Source organism: Sulfuricurvum sp. MLSB, from assembly GCF_000747095.1.
In the GTDB taxonomy this organism is placed as follows: domain Bacteria; phylum Campylobacterota; class Campylobacteria; order Campylobacterales; family Sulfurimonadaceae; genus Sulfuricurvum.
In genome coordinates this window covers 65969-82154 of sequence record NZ_JQGL01000006.1, presented here as the reverse complement: position 1 = coordinate 82154, position 16186 = coordinate 65969, and the positions used below count along the sequence as shown (strand labels likewise).

The window sequence follows — 16186 nt, the reverse complement described above, 5'->3', positions numbered from 1 at the left end:
CGGCGGCTGATCGGATCGGAGGGGATCACCCCCGAGCCGACGTCATTGAGGACAAACACGATGTTAGCGTCGATGGTTTCGAGCGCTTCGATTTCCGCGATCAGAGCCTCTTCGCTCTCTTCAAGAGAATTGAGTATCCACATCGAGATGCAGTCGACGAGGTAGGTTTGGTGCGGCTCTATCACACCCGCTAAATGACGAGTCTCTTCGAGAGTGATGAAGCTGTCGCCGCGCGTCAGGCGGTGTCTGTCGATCCGCTCTCCCATCTCGCTGTCGCCGAAGCTGTGGTCGTAGGTCGCGAGATAATAAGGTTTATCGGTCGCAATGGCGAGGGCTTTTGCCTCTGCCAGAGAGCTTTTACCTGATTTCTGTCCGCCGAAGTAAAGTATCTTCATTGCAAGAAGCTCTCCACTTTGCGGGTGATCTGCTCTTTGGTGATGCCGTTTAGGAGGGCGTAGACCAGCGCACCTCCCGCGCCGACCCCCTCTTTGGCCTCCCCTTCGTCGTAGAGTTTGAGGGCGGGATGAGCGGTGAGGGAGAAATCGAAATCGGCGTAATAGGCGTTGATCGTAAAATCGTTCATTTCCAACAGTCCTTTGATGTCGCTGGCGTTATCTTTGGCGACCCATTTCGTCGTGCAGAGGGCGATTTTCGAGCCGTCCAGTTCCCCTTCCATCATTTGAAGTATGCGATTGACAATGAGCAAGACGCACGCCATCTGCGTCCCCCCCGCCAAAACAATCGGGATGTCGCGGTTTTGCAGACCGAGGAGTAATCCGGCGTTGAAAATCAGCATATTGTCCCCCACTTTGGCGAGAGTTTCAAAAAGATCGTCGCTCTCATGGATGCGGGAGAGTGCTTGCTCGATAACGGTGTGCTTAATGTCGCTCGGGTCGTTTTTAAAACTGCTACTGAACTTCTCCCGCGCATCGTACCTCAGTGCCAAGGCCGTAGCGAGTGCCGTCGTCGTCCCTGCGGGGACCGATTCGCCTAGAATGATGTAATCGCTTTTTACGGACAGTTCCTGCGCAAACTGCACCCCTTTCTCAAACACCTCTTGCGCCGCGATGGCCGCATCCTGCGCAATCGAGTGGCTGGGATCAATCTTGAAATCGTGTATCGTAAAATACTCTACGCAGGGGGCAACCTCCAACCCGAGGTTCAGAAGCTCTATCTCTTGAAACGGGTGGAGCAGATGGACGGCGCGGGTAATGAGGGCGGGGGTGGGAACCCCTTTCGGGGTTTCGGCGATATTGCCCAGACTCCGCACCTCTCCGATGCTAATAAACTCCGCATCGAGCGTCGGGGTGAGGTGCAGCATCCCCGGAATCCCCGCTTGGGTGATCCCAGGGGTATCGGCCGTTTTGGTGTTGCTCATGCACAGGAAAAAACTGGCCCGTTTTCCCCGCAGGCTTTCGATGAAATCCTTGTTTCCCGTGATGGTTTTGATCATACTGATTTCTCCAATAATTCGTGATAGTTACCGCCGTTGAGATAGCGGTTGACGCAATAAAAGAGGGTTGCGTATTCGCGGTAGGAGCGAAATTCTTCCAACGTGATCGTTGCACCGTAGCTCTCCAGTAAAGCCTTTGTTTTTTTACTGCTGTCGCACCACGAGAGGTCGACGACGGCCAGATCGAAGAGAAAATCGCCGTTGCACGCCTGAGCAAAATCGATGACGCACGAGAGCCTCCCCTCCTCAAACAGTGCATTGTCCAAAAAAAGATCGCCGTGAATGATCCCGTCGTTGCGCAGGGGTAGATCGATTGCGGTGAACAGCGTTTCAAAAATCGGCATATCGGATTCGCGGATCATTTGTGCCAACCGCGATTTTTCGAAGAGCCTTTCGTTGGAACTTTGCAAAGTTGCTGTTTGGGTATGAAACTCCCGCATAAATGCCCCGATTTGTCGTATTTCAGCTACGCCGGCACTGTTGAGGCTCTTTCCACCGCAACGGCGGTAGATGAGGGCGGGTTTGCCGCAAATGCTCAACACCTCCCCCATAGGTTTCGCAAGAGGGAGCGTTTCGCAGAGGGCGAGAAGTTTTCGCTCCTCTTCCACCGCTTCTGCTTCCGCCGTTTCGAAGATTTTCAGCACCCGTTCACCGTCCAGAAAATAGACGCTGTCCATCACGCCATCAATACTTGCTTCAAGGGACGTGACCCCTAAAGAGGCGGGCAGATCCTTCGGGGTAATAACGGTTTTCACACCCACTGTACAACCTCATCTACCGATTTTTTACTCTCCCATCCCAGTTTCAGCAGTTCGGGTTCGTCGAGAAATTCGCTCACATATCCCATCGTCAGATAGCCGATCAGTTTGTACTCATCGCCGATCCCCAAAATCTTTTTCACCTTTTTGGGACGCAAAATACTCACCCAACCCACCCCGATATTGTGGGCGCGCGCCATCAGCCATAGGTTCTGGATCGCGCATACGACGCTGTACTCCCCCATCTTTTTTTGAGTTGTTTGCCCGAGGACGGCTTGGGCCGGTTTTTGGTACAGCACGGCGATGTTGAGGGGGGACTCTTTGATCCCTTCGAGTTTCAGCGAGGGATACAGTTCGCTGTCGCGGAATATCTCTTTGGCTTTGGCGTTTTCGCGCGCGAATTCGTTATAAATTTTTTCCCGTTTGGCGATGTCTTTGACGATGACGAATCTCCAGGGCTGGGAAAAACCGACCGAGGGGGCGGAAATCGCCGCTTCGAGAATCTCTTTCAGTACGTCATCGCTGATCGCTCTGTCGATAAAATGATGCCCCCGCACATCCCGTCGGGAACTGAGGATCGATTGCAGTATGGTTTGTGCGTGTACGTCAAATGCTTTCATAGGAGCCTCTTTGCGATGAGTGTCGGGTTGCTTCGAAAGAGGGTGTGCAGATACGTGCCGAACACGTTTTTATCGCTGTTTTGCCAGCTTCCGACGCTTCCGCCGTCCCCTTTTGAGAGGATGTCAAACCCGTTTGAATCATCGAGCGGTTTCGTATAGTGGAACGCATGCCCTTTTACCCCCTCTTCGTTGGTGTAGTACCCCAGCCGCTGGAACCGCTTTTCGAGGGTAAAGGAGACGTCCAGAATCCCGCTCATTTCTTTGTCGTCAACGTACCGGCCAAGATAGAGAAGCCCGGCGCATTCGGCATAAATCTTTTTTGTCCGGGCATGCTCGATCAGCGAGTTTTTAAACGTTTCGGCTGTGCGGATCGAGCTGTACGCTTTGGGCGTCTCGACGTAGCCGCCGCAGATATAGACGCTGTCGCACTCCTTTGGGATCGTCTCGTCATGCGAGGGGCGGACGATAATGACGTCGGCGAACACCTCTTGCAAGAATCGGAGGTTGTCATAGTACAAAAAGGAAAAATTTTCATCGTTTACCACCGCTATTTTCATATCGGTTTTCGGCAGTGCTGCAAACGGATACGCCGCATTTTCTTTGGCTTCGCACGCCCCCAGCGCTTTGATCCCCTCGATATCGATATGTTCCAGCACCTCTTGGGAGATGGCTTCGAGTTTGTCCATGTCGTTTAGATCGAGTCCCAGATGGGTATCTTTTAACGCGGTCAGATGATCGGGGATCCACCCCAGAACGGCGACATCGTCGAAATCTTTTTCGATCTGATTTTTAATCAGTTCGTAATGGCTTTGTGAGCCGATACGGTTAAGGACCACACCCCGAATCGTATTGCCCCTTTTATAGGTTTTCAGCCCCTTTAAAACGGCGGATACGGTGATGTAGCTTCCGCTTCCGTCCAGCAGCAGAATCGTCGGGATGCGCAGCAGTTTGGAAATATCGTAGGCGCTACTTTTTTTATCCATCCCGTCATAAAACCCCATGACCCCCTCGAGTATCGAAACGGCTTTATCGCTGTAGCGGTTGTAGAGCCATTGCAGCTGCCGCGCGTTCATCATGAAGCCGTCGAGATTGATGCTCGGGGTTCCGCAGATTTTTGTATGGAACTGCGGATCGATAAAATCGGGCCCCGTCTTGAACGGGCGGACGGAATCTTTGAAATAGTACAGCAGGGCGGAGGTGAGGATCGTTTTGCCCTGATTCGAGGAGATCGCGCTGATGCAGAGGTTAATCATGGCTTCTCTTTCGTTTTAGGATGATGTAGATAAAAAACGGCCCGCCGATAAACGAGGTGACCACCCCGATGGGGACTTCCGAAACCGTTCCCAGATTACGCCCGATCAGATCGCACGCGACCAAAAACACCCCGCCGTAGTAAAAGACGCTAAGGATGAGCTTGTCGCTGCTTTTTTTGTAGATGAGCCGGATGATATGGGGGATGACCAGTCCGATAAATCCGATAGGCCCTACGATACTGACGCACACGCCGACGCTCAGCGAGACGGCCAGCAGGAGGATCAGATTAATTTTTTTGATCTCGATCCCTTTTAAAAAGGCATTCTCGTACGAGGTCAGGATCAGCTTGAGCTCTTTTTGATAGTGTACAACAATTCCGAGCAGTCCGAATGCCGCCGCGATAAGGGGATAGAGCGTGCCCATTCCGACGACATTGAGGCTTCCCATTGTAAAACGGATGATCGAATAGCTTTGCTCTAAATCGCTGATGGCGTAGATCACCATGAGTGCGGCGGAGTAAAAAAACGATAACGCGATCCCGATGAGAAGGAGCGAATTTGTTTGCGCCGCGTTCAACGTCCGGGCAAAAAAGAACAGCAGCAGAATCGTCGAAAACGCTCCCGCAAAGCTGAAAAAGGTGGAAAATGCCACCAGCGATGCGGGCAAAAAGACGATTCCGACGGCGGTAGCCAGCGTCGCACCGCTGGATACCCCGAGAGTGAACGGGGTCGTGAGCGAGTTGCGAAACACGGCCTGAAATACCAGTCCGCCCAGTGCCAATATGGCGCCGCTGAAAAATGCCACCGATACCCGCGGCAGCCTCAAATCCCAAAACAAAAGATATTCCATCGCGCCGGGGTTCAGAATATTGTGGATGTCCAGCGGTGTTTCTCCGACAAACGGGGCCGTTCCCAGAACCATCAACGAAAGGGCAAAGATAAAGAGTTTCATTGATAATTCACCATGAAATACTCATCCACCCGTTTGATCGAGTTTCCGAATAACCGTTCCAGATTGGCCGCATCGAAAAAATCGCGGCACGCTCCGTCGAAAACAAGTTCCCCCTGCCGCAAAAAAATGATTCGGTAGCCGAGGCGGTAGGCGAGATTCAGATCGTGCGTTATGACCATCTTCAGTCCCCGATGGCGTTGGAGCATCTCAAAAACCTTTATCTTTTTATCGCTGTCCAGATTCGCCGTCGGTTCATCGAAAATGCTCAATGCGGCATTGTGCAAAAGCCCTCCGGCGAACAAGACCAGCTGGCTTTCGCCGCTGCTGATGCTTTTGCAGGAGCTGTTTTTAAGGTGGTCGATTGTCAGATGCTTTAACATCTCTTCCATGTCGCCCGCAGAGGTGCCGTTGAACAAGCACAGTTCCAAAAACTCTTCCACATCGATGTAGTCGTCGAACACGTCGAGTTTGGAGGGGATGAAATTCAGTGCCTCCGCACGCCGTTTAGCGCAAAGCGACGCGACGCTTTCCCCGTCAACATAGACATTTCCGGTATCGTACAAACCGACGATCGCTTTGGCCAGCGTCGTTTTGCCCGCTCCGTTGGAACCCAAAATGACGGCATTCTCGTTGTCAAGCTCAAACGAGATGGTGCGCAAATAAGGGGTCGTGACATTATCAACGTGCAGTTTCAAGTAAAAATCCTCTGAAGTCATCGATAAAGTGTACGATCCTGTCGCTGGGGACCCCGGCATAGGCGCCCTCTTCGACAAAGACCGATTTGGTTTTGGCCGCATTGATGGGGAGCTTCATCCATGGGGCGATCAGTTGTTCTTCGGTGAACTTTTTTTCTTTCATCAGCGGGGCGAGGATGATCACGATATCGGGGTTGAGTTTGAGTATTTTTTCGAGATTGAGCACCGGTTGGCCTCTTTGGGTGCTCTGGAAGGCATTGACGTTGCCGCTGGCCTCGATGATGTCGTCAAAATAGAGGTTCTGCCCCGCGACAAAAATTTCTTTGGAAAACTCGGGATAGTATCCGATCGGAATGAGGATTTTTTTGTTTTTCACAATCCCTCTCAACCCTGCAAGGGATGTGTTGATCCGGCTGACGATCGCGGCGCTTTTTTCTTTTTTGCCCAGCAGCGCCCCCAGAGTGGCAACCGTTTTTCGGATCGAGTCGATGGTGTCGATTTTGACCACCAGCGTTTGAATCCCCAGTTTTTTGATTTTATCGCCCAGTGCCAGATTGTTTTCCTGCAGGATGACGATGTCAGGTTTCAGGGCCAGAATTTTCTCCAAAGAGGGGGAAAAGTACCCGCCAACCTTGGGGATTGCACTGGATTTGGGAGGGTAACGGCAATAGTCGGTATTGCCGACGATTTTTTCTCCCTCGCCCAATGCGAAAATGATCTCATTGATCGCCGGGCTGAGGGCGACGATCCGATCATACGCACTGAGCTGAAGTGCTAACAGCGTTACTAACAGCAGTTTTAATAGCATGCTTCCACCTTGTAGACCCACGTCATCGTTTTGGCATCCTTCAGCACATAGTTTTGTGCCATTGTATGAACCGATTGACCGTCGATCAGATAAAACCAGCCGAATTTACCGACGACCGAGCGTACCCCGTCTACCGATCTGACGAACGTGAATTTCCCTTTTTGGGAGGTTTCGACGCGACTGACCTGCTTGAGAAGTTCCAGCGCCGTTGTCCCCTCGGCATAATCAGCCATAATCACTTTATCAGGCGTATCGTTACCGTAGATGATTGTCACTTCGATTGGATCCGCCCGCAGCGTCAACCCGAAAAAAAGGATAAGTGAAAAATATTTCATTAAAACGTTACCTCTATTCCGGCGTAATAGGCCCTCGGGCTTGTCGCGTAATTGTTGACGCTTTGATAATACTTATCGGTAATATTATCGATTTTTCCGTATATTTTGACGTTTTTACTCAGATCATAGTCGGCAACGGCATTGGCAACCGTGTATTTTCCCGTTTGTACCCCGAGGTCGTTATCGCTGTCGTATCGGCTTCCGACGTACTCACCGCTCATTCCCAGATGCCATTTGGCCAATCCGTAATAATCGAATCCGAATTTGAGATTTTCTTTGGCGCGGCGCCGTAAATTTTCACCGCGTTGATTTTTCGCGCTGAGACGGGTGTAGCTAAGCGAGAGGAGCGCATTGTCGGCCACCTCTTTTTTACAGCTTGCTTCCACCCCTTTGATCTTGGAGGTTCCGTCTATATTGTTGTAGGAGGAGGTTGCAAAATCGTAATCGATCATCTCTTTGATGCGGCTCTCAAAGTAGGTGAGGGTAAACCCTTTATACCCGAGGGACAGATCATAGCTGCGGGTGTCTTCGGAGGCAAGCGAGTTGTTGCCGTAGGTCGGATCGTACAGTTGAAAAAGGGTCGGTACGTTGTAGGCCGTGCCGTAGTTGGCGCAGAGGTACGCATCGTCCGTAAGCGAGTGCTTTACCCCTATCTTTCCGGTTGTTTTATCGTTGAACGCGTCATACGTGTCTCTGCGCAGGGACTCCGTGATGAGGGTATCCGCGCCGACGTTATTGGCGTTGGTGATAAAAAAGGCCTTGTTGGTATAGCGTTTGTTGAGCCGGTTAAGATGCTCGAACGATTTGTAATCGCTTCCGATCACGATGAAATCGCTGTCCCGATAGGCGATCTTTGAGTTGATGCCGTACTCGTCGACCCGGCCGTCATACGTCGACCCGTTCGAGTAATCGCGCTCAAACTTTGAGCGGTTGGCGTAGAACGTGGTGAGGGCGCTATCGTAGCGATTTTCGTACAAGAGCTGACTCAATGCCTCTTTTTTGTCGTAGCTTGCCGTCGAATCGCCGGTTGAGTTGTCGTATTCGGTATAGACGTCAATATCGGTATGGGAGAATCTGAGGGTATTGGCATCATCAAACCGATAGCCCGCCTTCACGTTGAGGGTCCGGTTTTCGTACCCGTCGTCTTCGTATCGTTTGATGTCGGCATAGCGTCCGGCATAGGAGGTGAAGCCGTCCGAAACAATTTTATGGGCTCCGAGTTGAAGATCGAGCTTTCCGTTGTTGTGCGACAGTGAAGCTCCGTATTTTTTGGTGCTGAAACTGCCGTATTCCCATCGGGCGTTGAGCGTTGTTCCGGGGGCGCTTTTTTGGGTGATGATATTGACGATTCCGGCACTTGCTTCGCTCCCCCAAACGCCGCTTTGGGCCCCTTTGATCACTTCGATCCGCTCAATGTCGTGCAGCATCAGGTGCTCGAAAGAGGCCCCGTCCATCGAGGTGTTGTCGTTGTAGCGGATCCCGTCGATGAGGACGAGGGTTCTTTTGGAGTCAAATCCGCGCAGATAGACGGAAGCGGATTTGCCCAGTCCGCCGTTACTGACGATGCCGATTCCGGGAAGCGAATTGAGTGCCTCGGTAAGCGTGGTATAGTGTTTTTCGTCAATGTCGGCCGCGGTGATGACGTGTATGTTAGCGGTGACAGAATCGAGGGATTGTTCGGTTTTTGACGCACTGATTACAATCGGGTCAAGATCGAGAGTATCGGCCTCTAACGAGGCGACTAATGTTGCCGTGGCAATGAGTGAGAAGGTGTATCGGTACATAAGCGTCCTTGAAACATAGTCGTAAAAACGGATGAGGTCAGGACACTTTTTGGCGGCGATACGGTTGAGTAGGTGTAAATAGGGTGGGTCGGGCAGATCCAGATAATTTTGTGGATGATCTGCAGCAGTCGGAGTTCGGAAGCATATGCCTGAATGGCAACGAGTGAAAAGTAGGTTTTTCCAAATCCCTTCGGTGCTCTCACGCTCCGCCTCCTGTGCTAAATGAGGCGGTATTATAGCACAGGGGAGGCGTCAGCTTTTAAACTGTCCCAGCTGGGCGTTAAGGCTGGTCGCGGCATCGTAGAGTTCGCCGGCGATTTTGGAAATTTTGGTGATCTCTTCCTGATTGCTTTGGGAGAGATTGGACATCTCCGAGACTTTACTGATGATCTCGTTGATTTTGCGGGCCATCGCTTCGGCGGCTTCGACGCTTTGGCGGCTGGCATCGACGTTTGAGCGTAGAACCTGCGCGGCGGAGTCGATTTTGACATCGATCTCTTCGCTTCGCTCGGCAAGGCGTTCGATATTCTCGCTGTTGGTGCTCATCATGTCGGACGAATCAGAGATCGACTGGATGACGACCGAAATCGTCGAGTTGATCTCGGTAAGGCTTTTCTGCGTCCGTTCGGCCAGCTTGCGCACCTCGTCGGCAACAACGGCAAACCCGCGGCCGTGCTCGCCGGCGCGGGCCGCTTCGATGGCTGCATTGAGGGCGAGAAGGTTGGTCTGATCGGCAATGTCGGAGATAATGCCAAGAACTCCGCTGACGCTGGCGGCATCGCTGGAAAGCTGGGTAAAGCGTTCCGCTAGATCGTTACTCATCTGAGTCGTGCTGTGGATCTCGCGGGTAATGACATTGGCGATCTCGCGAACGCTGTTAAGCTCTTCTTCGGTAGAACGGCTATTGTCCAGCGTGCTTTTAGCCATGTTGACGCTTTGCTCCAGCGTTTCACCGATCTCGGCAGCGGTCGCGTTCGTATTTTGGGCGATCGTATTGGTTTTTTCCGATTGGACGGAGAGGTTGCTCGCGGCGTTGTTGAGCGTAGACGTCGAACCGACCGCGGATGTCGTAATACGCTTGGTGTCATTGATCGTATTTTGGATTTTGGCAATAAACTGATTTAAATAATCGCTGGCAATCCCGATTTCATCGTATTTGTTCAAAATCGGGAGACGCTTGGTCAAATCGCCGTTCCCGTGAGCCAGATCGGAGGAGACATGATCGAGCTCTTCGATCGGGCCGAGGATGCTTCTGCCCGAGAAATAATTGATCGCGATCAGCGTAGCGGTCAGAATGCTTCCGAGGATCATGAACCATTTGAAAAAACCTGCCCGCAATTCATCAAAATAATCGGCCTTATTGATTCCCGGAACGACCCACATGTCCCATGCGGGAATATAGCGGTAAGCGGCGATTTTATCCTGACCGGTCGTGGCCGAATGGTATTCGTAAATCCCCCCCTCTTTGTGAGAACGGATTTCATCGATGTAATCGTGCCCGGCCAGACTTTCACCCTCTTTTTTTGGGTGAACCCGCATGATTCCTTTGCTGTCAACCAGATAGACATAACCGCTTTCGCCGATTTTGATCTTGAAAATGTCTTTCTTGAATTTTTCATCGTTATACGCTTCGGGGGAGGTTTCGGAGATATAGACAACGGTTTGTTCGAGCGAGTCGGCAACGGTATTGAGATCGCTCGTCATGATCGTCTTGATCGAGCTTGTCGCGATGAAGTATGCTACAATGACACTTACCAAAATCGCCCCTATGGCGGCGATCAGATTGATAATAAATTTGCCTTTGATCGTGTTAAAAAGATGCATTATAGTCCCGTCCGTCTTTTGTGAAATATTCACCATTGTAATTTTGTTTTTCTAAAGCGAAGGTAAAATATGAGATATTCTTATCTAAAGCAGATCGTCGGTTACATGCAGCGCTTCGGAAAAATCGTTGCTGCCTACCGGTACAGCGACACCGGCATACGTCTTGTTTTTGATTCTGACAACACCTGGAATTTCGATATGGCTCGCGGAAATTCCACCATCACGATCGGCGAGAGTGTCCACCGGGCAAAAATGTATCAGGCTCCGTTCGACGTTTTGTTGGCCAAACGGTTCAATCGCGCTTCGATCACCTCCGTTACCCTGCACAACGAGGACAAGATCATCCGCCTCGCAGTCACGATGAGCGGAGCGTACAAAAGCGAAGCCACGATCCTTCAGCTCGAATTCACCGGCAAGCACACCAATGCGATCATTCTGGACAAAGACGAAGTCGTTCTTGAGTCGCTGCGCCATATCGATGCGGACGTCTCCAGCCGAAGTGTTCGCGTCGGTCAAAAACTGCTCAATCCTCCCAAACTCCCGTTTGTTCCCAAGGAATACCCGCTTGCCGACGTGCGTGCCTTTTTGGTCGAGGAGTTTCAAAGACTCGGCGCGGAAAAGCTTGAGAGACTTAAGCATGAAAAAACGGCGCTGCTCAATAAACGGCTCGCGCAGCTGCAAAAACACCTTGACGCCCTGGAAGACGAATCGGCGCTGATGCAGGAGTCGCAGGAATCGCAGCATGCGGGGCATTTGGTTTTGGCGAATCTGGGCACGATCAATCCCTATGCGCCGTTTGCGGAGGTGAGCGATTTTGACGGAACGGCGCTTCGTCTGGAACTTCCATCGGGGTGCAGCACTGCCGCCGGATGCGCGGAAGCGTTTTTCAAACGTTCCAAAAAAGCGAAGCAAAAGGCGCTCGGCCTGCATCAGGAACGGCGCAATCTGGAAGCAAAAATACGCCACCACAAGCTGTTCATACAAACCCTTAACGAAGCCAAAACGCCCGAAGAGATCACTCTTTTGTTCCCGGCCAAAACGGCACTGTCCAAGCTGAAAACCTCCGATTCCGTTGCCGAATTCTGGATCGAAGGGGTCAAGGTATCGCTCGGAAAGAGCGAAAAAGGGAACATCGAGCTGCTGCGCAATGCCAAAGCGCGCGACATCTGGATGCATCTCAAAGACCGCCCTTCGGCACACGTTGTGATCACGACCGACAAGCAGCAGCTTCCCGAGAGGCTGCTGGAAGCGGCGGCAAAATTGTGCGTTGATTTTTCGGTATTTGAAAAAGGACGCTATCTGGTCGATTATACTCCGCGAAGAGAAGTAAAAATGGGAGAGGGCGCAAACGTCCTTTATACCAACTACAAGACCTTGAGTGTTGAGAAAGGATAGAAATCATGGCTGTCGGTCCTATCGGTAACGCGATTTATGTCAATCAGCAGATGGCGACGGTCGCGAGTGAGAAGAATGCGGTGTTGAACCGATTTGAATTGCAGACGCTGGCCGCCGCCTCGGCGGCTCAGGAAGCACAAAAAGAGGTCGAAGAAGTCCGTCCTCCCGAAGAAAATCATGGCGTTGATCCCGATCGCGAACATACCAAAGAACAGGCCGAACAAGAAGGGCGCCGTTCGGAATCGGAAAACAAGTCTGAAGAAGATGCGTCGGAAGCGCAACCGCCGCTGCATCTGCTCGATATTAAAGTGTGATGCGCTATAATCCGCTAATTTAAACCATCGGTCAAAACAATGCAAACCGCAAAAAATTCAATCAAAGATCGTATCGGAACGGCAATCGTTCTTGTTGCCGTTGTCGTCACTGTCGGCCTTATCAACAATTTCTGGCTCATGTGGATGGTGCTGGGGGTTGTGTACCTTCTTGCGTTTCACGAAGCGATGCGCCTTTTTGAGATCAATAATAACTCGTTGTATGCGTATGCGGCGATTTTATGGCTCGCCGCGGCGCTTTATCCGTACGGAGAAGATCTTTTTGTCATTGCGGGGCTCATTTTCGCCGCTGCGGTAGCCTATACGCAAAATATTCCGTGGAAAAACTTTTTTCCGTTTGTGTATCCGACGGCAGGGATGCTTTTTACTCTCAGCATGTATCAAGAATACGGGATTACCGCATTGCTGTGGCTTTTGGTCGTCGTCGCATCCGCAGACGTCGGAGCTTATTTCGTCGGACGAAGCGTCGGGAAAACTCCTTTTAGTGTCTCAAGCCCCAGCAAAACGCGCGAAGGAGTGTACGGCGGTATCGCCGTTGCAACGGTCGCAGGTTTCTTTATCGGCGTGATGATCGTTGATATCACGCAGGCGGTCATCATTTCGATGATGGCGGCCATCGGTGCGGTATTCGGAGATTTGTTCGAGAGTTACCTCAAGCGTAGAGCCGGGGTCAAAGACAGCGGGTCTATCCTTCCCGGTCACGGCGGTATCCTTGACCGTATTGACGGCTATCTGTTCGCATCGATCATTATGCTCGTTCTACTTCGGGGACTTGTTTGATCCTTCTGGGTTCCACCGGCTCAATCGGCGTTAACGCCCTCTTGATCGCCGAACAATTCGGTCTGAGCGTCGATACGCTTGTCGCCGGACGCAATATTGATCTTCTGAACGCCCAAATCGCCAAACACTCCCCCAAACGGGTGATTGTTATGCGCGATGAAGACCGTGATTCGGTCCATCATCATGATGTTCGTGCCGGAGAAGCGGCGATCCTTCAGGCTATCGAAGAATCCTCTTCCATGCACGTAGTCAATGCTTTGGTCGGTTTCGTCGGTTTTCGTCCGACGCTCAAAGCTCTTGAATGCGGGAAGAAAGTAGCGCTCGCAAACAAAGAGTCACTCGTCGTCGGAGGCGCATTTGTCGATACCTCTACGATTGTGCCGATCGATTCGGAACATTTCGGGCTGTGGTATCTCAATCAAAGCCAAAGACCCGTACGGCGGATGGTCGTGACCGCCAGCGGAGGAGCATTCCGGGACTGGCCGCTAGAGGATCTTCGCAACGCGACGCTTGAAGACGCGCTCAAACATCCCAACTGGTCGATGGGACGTAAAATAACGATCGACAGCGCTTCGATGATGAACAAACTGTTTGAACTCCTCGAAGCACGGTGGCTTTTTGGAGAAGGGGAATACGATGCGCTGATCGAAACCCGGTCGCTGATCCATGCCCTGATCGACTACACCGACGGATCGACGACGGCGCATTTTGCGTATGCCGATATGCGTCTTCCGATTGCGTATGCGCTGATGGGACGGGTTGACACCCCCATCGTCGATCGGATCGATCTGACCCGTGTCGGATCGCTGGAATTTCGATCTATCAAGACGGAACGCTATCCGGTATGGGAAATCAAAGATGACCTTCTTCGCAATCCGGAACGCGGCGTCATCGTCAATGCGGCGAATGAAGCGGCGATAGAGCGCTTTATACGGGGAGAAATCCGTTTTGTGGACATCGCCAAATCGATTCTCAAATCGTACGAGACATTTACTCATGCCCCTGCATCCGTCGAAGAGATATTTGAGATCGATACGGAAGTGCGGGCATATGCCGCAGGGATAACCTGTTGAAAGTTCTTATCCTGCACGGCTGGGGCGGGAGTGACAACCCCCATTGGCAGGCATGGCTTGCAGGCGAAATCGCTAAACAATACGGCACCGTCAGCTTTCCCCTGTTGGATAATCCCCACTTTCCCAGCAAAAACAGATGGATGAAGCAGGTCAAAACGCTGCTGAGCGATTTTCAACCGGATGTCGTTATCTGTCATTCCCTCGCCAATATCCTCTGGTTCCATTTGTGCCATGACGGGGAGATCAGCCCCGTAAAACGACTTCTTTTGGTAGCGCCGCCGAGCCTGTCGTGCGGGCTTGAAACCCTCAAAAGCTTTTTCCCTCTCGACGCTCCCTCAACATTGTTTGCCGAAGAGGTATTGTTGGTAACTTCCGACAATGATCCGTACATGACGCCCGAAGAAGCCCTTTCTTTGCAAAAAGCGCTGGGAACCGAAATGAACGTATTTCACGACGCCGGGCATATCAATGCCGAATCCGGATTCGGCGAATGGCCGTGGGTCAAAGAGTGGGTATTGCAATGATCCTGAGTATCGAAAGTTCATGCGACGACAGTTCAATCGCCATTACTGAGATTGCGACGAAAAAACTGATCTACCATAAGAAGATTTCGCAGGAACTGGAGCATTCCAAATACGGAGGAGTCGTTCCCGAGCTTGCAAGCCGCTTGCATGCGCAGGCATTGCCTGCGATTCTCAGCGAATGCGAACCGTGGTTCTCGCAGCTCAAAGCCGTTGCGGTGACGAATGCGCCGGGTCTTGCCGTTACCCTGATTGAAGGAGTGATCATGGCCAAGGCGCTCAGTATCGCTCTCTCGATCCCAATCATTCCCGTGAATCATCTCAAAGGGCATATCTATTCTCTTTTTATTGAACGCGAAGCGCGATTCCCGGCAACGGTGCTACTCGTATCGGGCGGACACACACAGGTGATCGAAGTCGAATCGCTGGATACGATGCGCACCGTTGCCACGACGATGGACGACAGCTACGGCGAGAGTTTTGACAAAGTGGCCAAAATGATGGGGTTGGGGTATCCCGGCGGCCCGCTGATCGAACGGCTTGCCCGAGAAGGAGATGCAAAACGGTTTGCGTTCACCGTTCCGCTGTGGCAGTCGCCGCTCATCGCGTTTAGCTACTCGGGATTGAAAAATCAGGTCCGTTTGGCGGTTGAAGCCGCAAGTGAGGTAGATTATCCCGACATCGCCGCCGCGTTTCAGACGACCGCAACGGCACATTTGATTCAAAAGCTCAAAAAATACTTCAAAGCGCATCCCCCGAAACGGTTTGCTATCGTCGGCGGTGCCAGTGCCAACCGTTACCTCAGGGAACAGCTTGAAATACTACTTGCTCCGCATGGAACCGAACTTCTATTGGCCGATTTGAAATTCTGTTCGGACAACGCTGCGATGATCGGGCGTGTTGCGGTCGAACACTTCTTACGCGGCGAATATACCGACCACCGCTCTATCGCCGTCAGCCCCCGCTGTAATCTGTAAAAGAACTTAAGCCGAAACACCTCTTGGATAATTCAGAGTGAAATTATCCGAATTAAGTACAATTTTCGTACCAAACACAAACAGGAGCTATAATATGGCAACAACAATGCTAAAAGGTAACGTCGTTAACCTTGCGGGTAACGAAGTAAACGTAGGTGATAAAGCACCACAGGTAACGGTTGTAAACTCAAACGGTCTTGCAGACAAAGTAGTCGGCGGAGCAACAGGTAAAAAACAATTGATCGTTGTCGTTCCTTCACTGGATACTGCGGTATGTGCTACTGAAACACGTAATTTCAATAAGCGTGCGTCTGAAATCGCGGGTGTTGATTTGACAATCGTTTCTATGGACCTTCCATTTGCGGGCGGACGTTTCTGTTCAACAGAAGGTATTGAAAACCTCGTAGTCGCTTCGGATTTCCGTAACAAAGATTTCGCAAAAGCTTACGGCGTATTGATCGCTGACGGCCCGCTTGCAGGTGTTACATGCCGCGCTATCTTTGCCGTTAACGAAGAAGGTACGGTTACGTACAAAGAGATCGTTCCTGAAATCACCGCAGAGCCTGAATACGAAGCTGCATTGGCTGCCGTTAAATAATCTCTCTTTTCCCCCTTATGGGGGAATC

At 51.5% G+C, this 16186-nt stretch carries 18 protein-coding genes; 7 read left to right on the top strand and 11 right to left on the bottom strand.

Annotated features, from left to right (window positions below):
- The 11 genes from JU82_RS00690 to JU82_RS00640 form a co-directional block, all read right to left on the bottom strand.
- The coding region (locus tag JU82_RS00690) for a bifunctional adenosylcobinamide kinase/adenosylcobinamide-phosphate guanylyltransferase (RefSeq protein ID WP_037945565.1) at positions 1–395 on the bottom strand (395 nt) is incomplete at its 3' end.
- Positions 392–1453 (bottom strand): nicotinate mononucleotide-dependent phosphoribosyltransferase CobT, encoded by a 1062-nt coding sequence (gene cobT / locus JU82_RS00685; RefSeq protein WP_037945564.1) that lies wholly within the window; start codon positions 1451–1453, stop codon positions 392–394. The genes cobT and JU82_RS00690, both read right to left, overlap by 4 nt.
- Positions 1450–2208: a phosphotransferase gene (locus JU82_RS00680; protein WP_294891914.1), complete on the bottom strand. Its 759-nt coding sequence runs from the start codon at positions 2206–2208 to the stop codon at positions 1450–1452. Before JU82_RS00680 ends, cobT begins: the two co-directional genes overlap by 4 nt.
- Entirely contained in the window at positions 2205–2831 is a 627-nt protein-coding gene (bluB, locus tag JU82_RS00675; protein ID WP_037945562.1) for a 5,6-dimethylbenzimidazole synthase, read from the bottom strand. The genes JU82_RS00680 and bluB overlap by 4 nt, the downstream gene beginning before the upstream one ends.
- Positions 2828–4084, bottom strand: a complete 1257-nt coding sequence (locus JU82_RS00670) for a cobyrinate a,c-diamide synthase (RefSeq protein ID WP_037945560.1) — start codon at positions 4082–4084, stop codon at positions 2828–2830. Before JU82_RS00670 ends, bluB begins: the two co-directional genes overlap by 4 nt.
- A complete protein-coding gene (locus JU82_RS00665) occupies positions 4077–5036 on the bottom strand; it encodes an iron ABC transporter permease (RefSeq protein WP_037945559.1) in 960 nt (319 codons plus the stop codon). The genes JU82_RS00670 and JU82_RS00665 overlap by 8 nt, the downstream gene beginning before the upstream one ends.
- Positions 5033–5731 (bottom strand): ABC transporter ATP-binding protein, encoded by a 699-nt coding sequence (locus tag JU82_RS00660; RefSeq protein WP_294891911.1) that lies wholly within the window; start codon positions 5729–5731, stop codon positions 5033–5035. Before JU82_RS00660 ends, JU82_RS00665 begins: the two co-directional genes overlap by 4 nt.
- Positions 5715–6539: an ABC transporter substrate-binding protein gene (locus JU82_RS00655; RefSeq protein WP_037945557.1), complete on the bottom strand. Its 825-nt coding sequence runs from the start codon at positions 6537–6539 to the stop codon at positions 5715–5717. The genes JU82_RS00660 and JU82_RS00655 overlap by 17 nt, the downstream gene beginning before the upstream one ends.
- A complete protein-coding gene (locus JU82_RS00650; protein ID WP_037945555.1) occupies positions 6530–6874 on the bottom strand; it encodes a DUF4430 domain-containing protein in 345 nt (114 codons plus the stop codon). Before JU82_RS00650 ends, JU82_RS00655 begins: the two co-directional genes overlap by 10 nt.
- Positions 6874–8658, bottom strand: coding sequence for a TonB-dependent receptor (locus tag JU82_RS00645; protein WP_037945553.1), 1785 nt, complete (start codon positions 8656–8658; stop codon positions 6874–6876). Before JU82_RS00645 ends, JU82_RS00650 begins: the two co-directional genes overlap by 1 nt.
- A 252-nt stretch (positions 8659–8910) precedes the next feature.
- Positions 8911–10482, bottom strand: coding sequence for a methyl-accepting chemotaxis protein (locus JU82_RS00640; RefSeq protein ID WP_294891907.1), 1572 nt, complete (start codon positions 10480–10482; stop codon positions 8911–8913).
- 69 nt (positions 10483–10551) lie between these two features.
- Here JU82_RS00640 and JU82_RS00635 point away from each other — a divergent pair, with 69 nt between their 5' ends.
- The 7 genes from JU82_RS00635 to tpx all read left to right on the top strand — a co-directional run bounded on the left by JU82_RS00635 (position 10552) and on the right by tpx (position 16158).
- Positions 10552–11877: an NFACT family protein gene (locus JU82_RS00635; RefSeq protein ID WP_037945552.1), complete on the top strand. Its 1326-nt coding sequence runs from the start codon at positions 10552–10554 to the stop codon at positions 11875–11877.
- 5 nt (positions 11878–11882) lie between these two features.
- Entirely contained in the window at positions 11883–12191 is a 309-nt protein-coding gene (locus JU82_RS00630) for a hypothetical protein (RefSeq protein WP_037945551.1), read from the top strand.
- Between the two features lie 39 nt (positions 12192–12230).
- Entirely contained in the window at positions 12231–12989 is a 759-nt protein-coding gene (locus JU82_RS00625; RefSeq protein WP_037945550.1) for a phosphatidate cytidylyltransferase, read from the top strand.
- On the top strand, positions 12986–14062 hold the full coding sequence (dxr, locus tag JU82_RS00620; RefSeq protein ID WP_037945548.1) for a 1-deoxy-D-xylulose-5-phosphate reductoisomerase: 1077 nt from the start codon (positions 12986–12988) through the stop codon (positions 14060–14062). The genes JU82_RS00625 and dxr overlap by 4 nt, the downstream gene beginning before the upstream one ends.
- On the top strand, positions 14059–14586 hold the full coding sequence (locus tag JU82_RS00615; RefSeq protein WP_349678324.1) for an alpha/beta hydrolase: 528 nt from the start codon (positions 14059–14061) through the stop codon (positions 14584–14586). The genes dxr and JU82_RS00615 overlap by 4 nt, the downstream gene beginning before the upstream one ends.
- Positions 14583–15560 (top strand): tRNA (adenosine(37)-N6)-threonylcarbamoyltransferase complex transferase subunit TsaD, encoded by a 978-nt coding sequence (tsaD, locus tag JU82_RS00610; RefSeq protein ID WP_037945546.1) that lies wholly within the window; start codon positions 14583–14585, stop codon positions 15558–15560. Before JU82_RS00615 ends, tsaD begins: the two co-directional genes overlap by 4 nt.
- Before the next feature lie 94 nt (positions 15561–15654).
- Positions 15655–16158, top strand: coding sequence for a thiol peroxidase (gene tpx, locus JU82_RS00605; protein WP_037945545.1), 504 nt, complete (start codon positions 15655–15657; stop codon positions 16156–16158).
- Positions 16159–16186 lie beyond the last annotated feature (28 nt).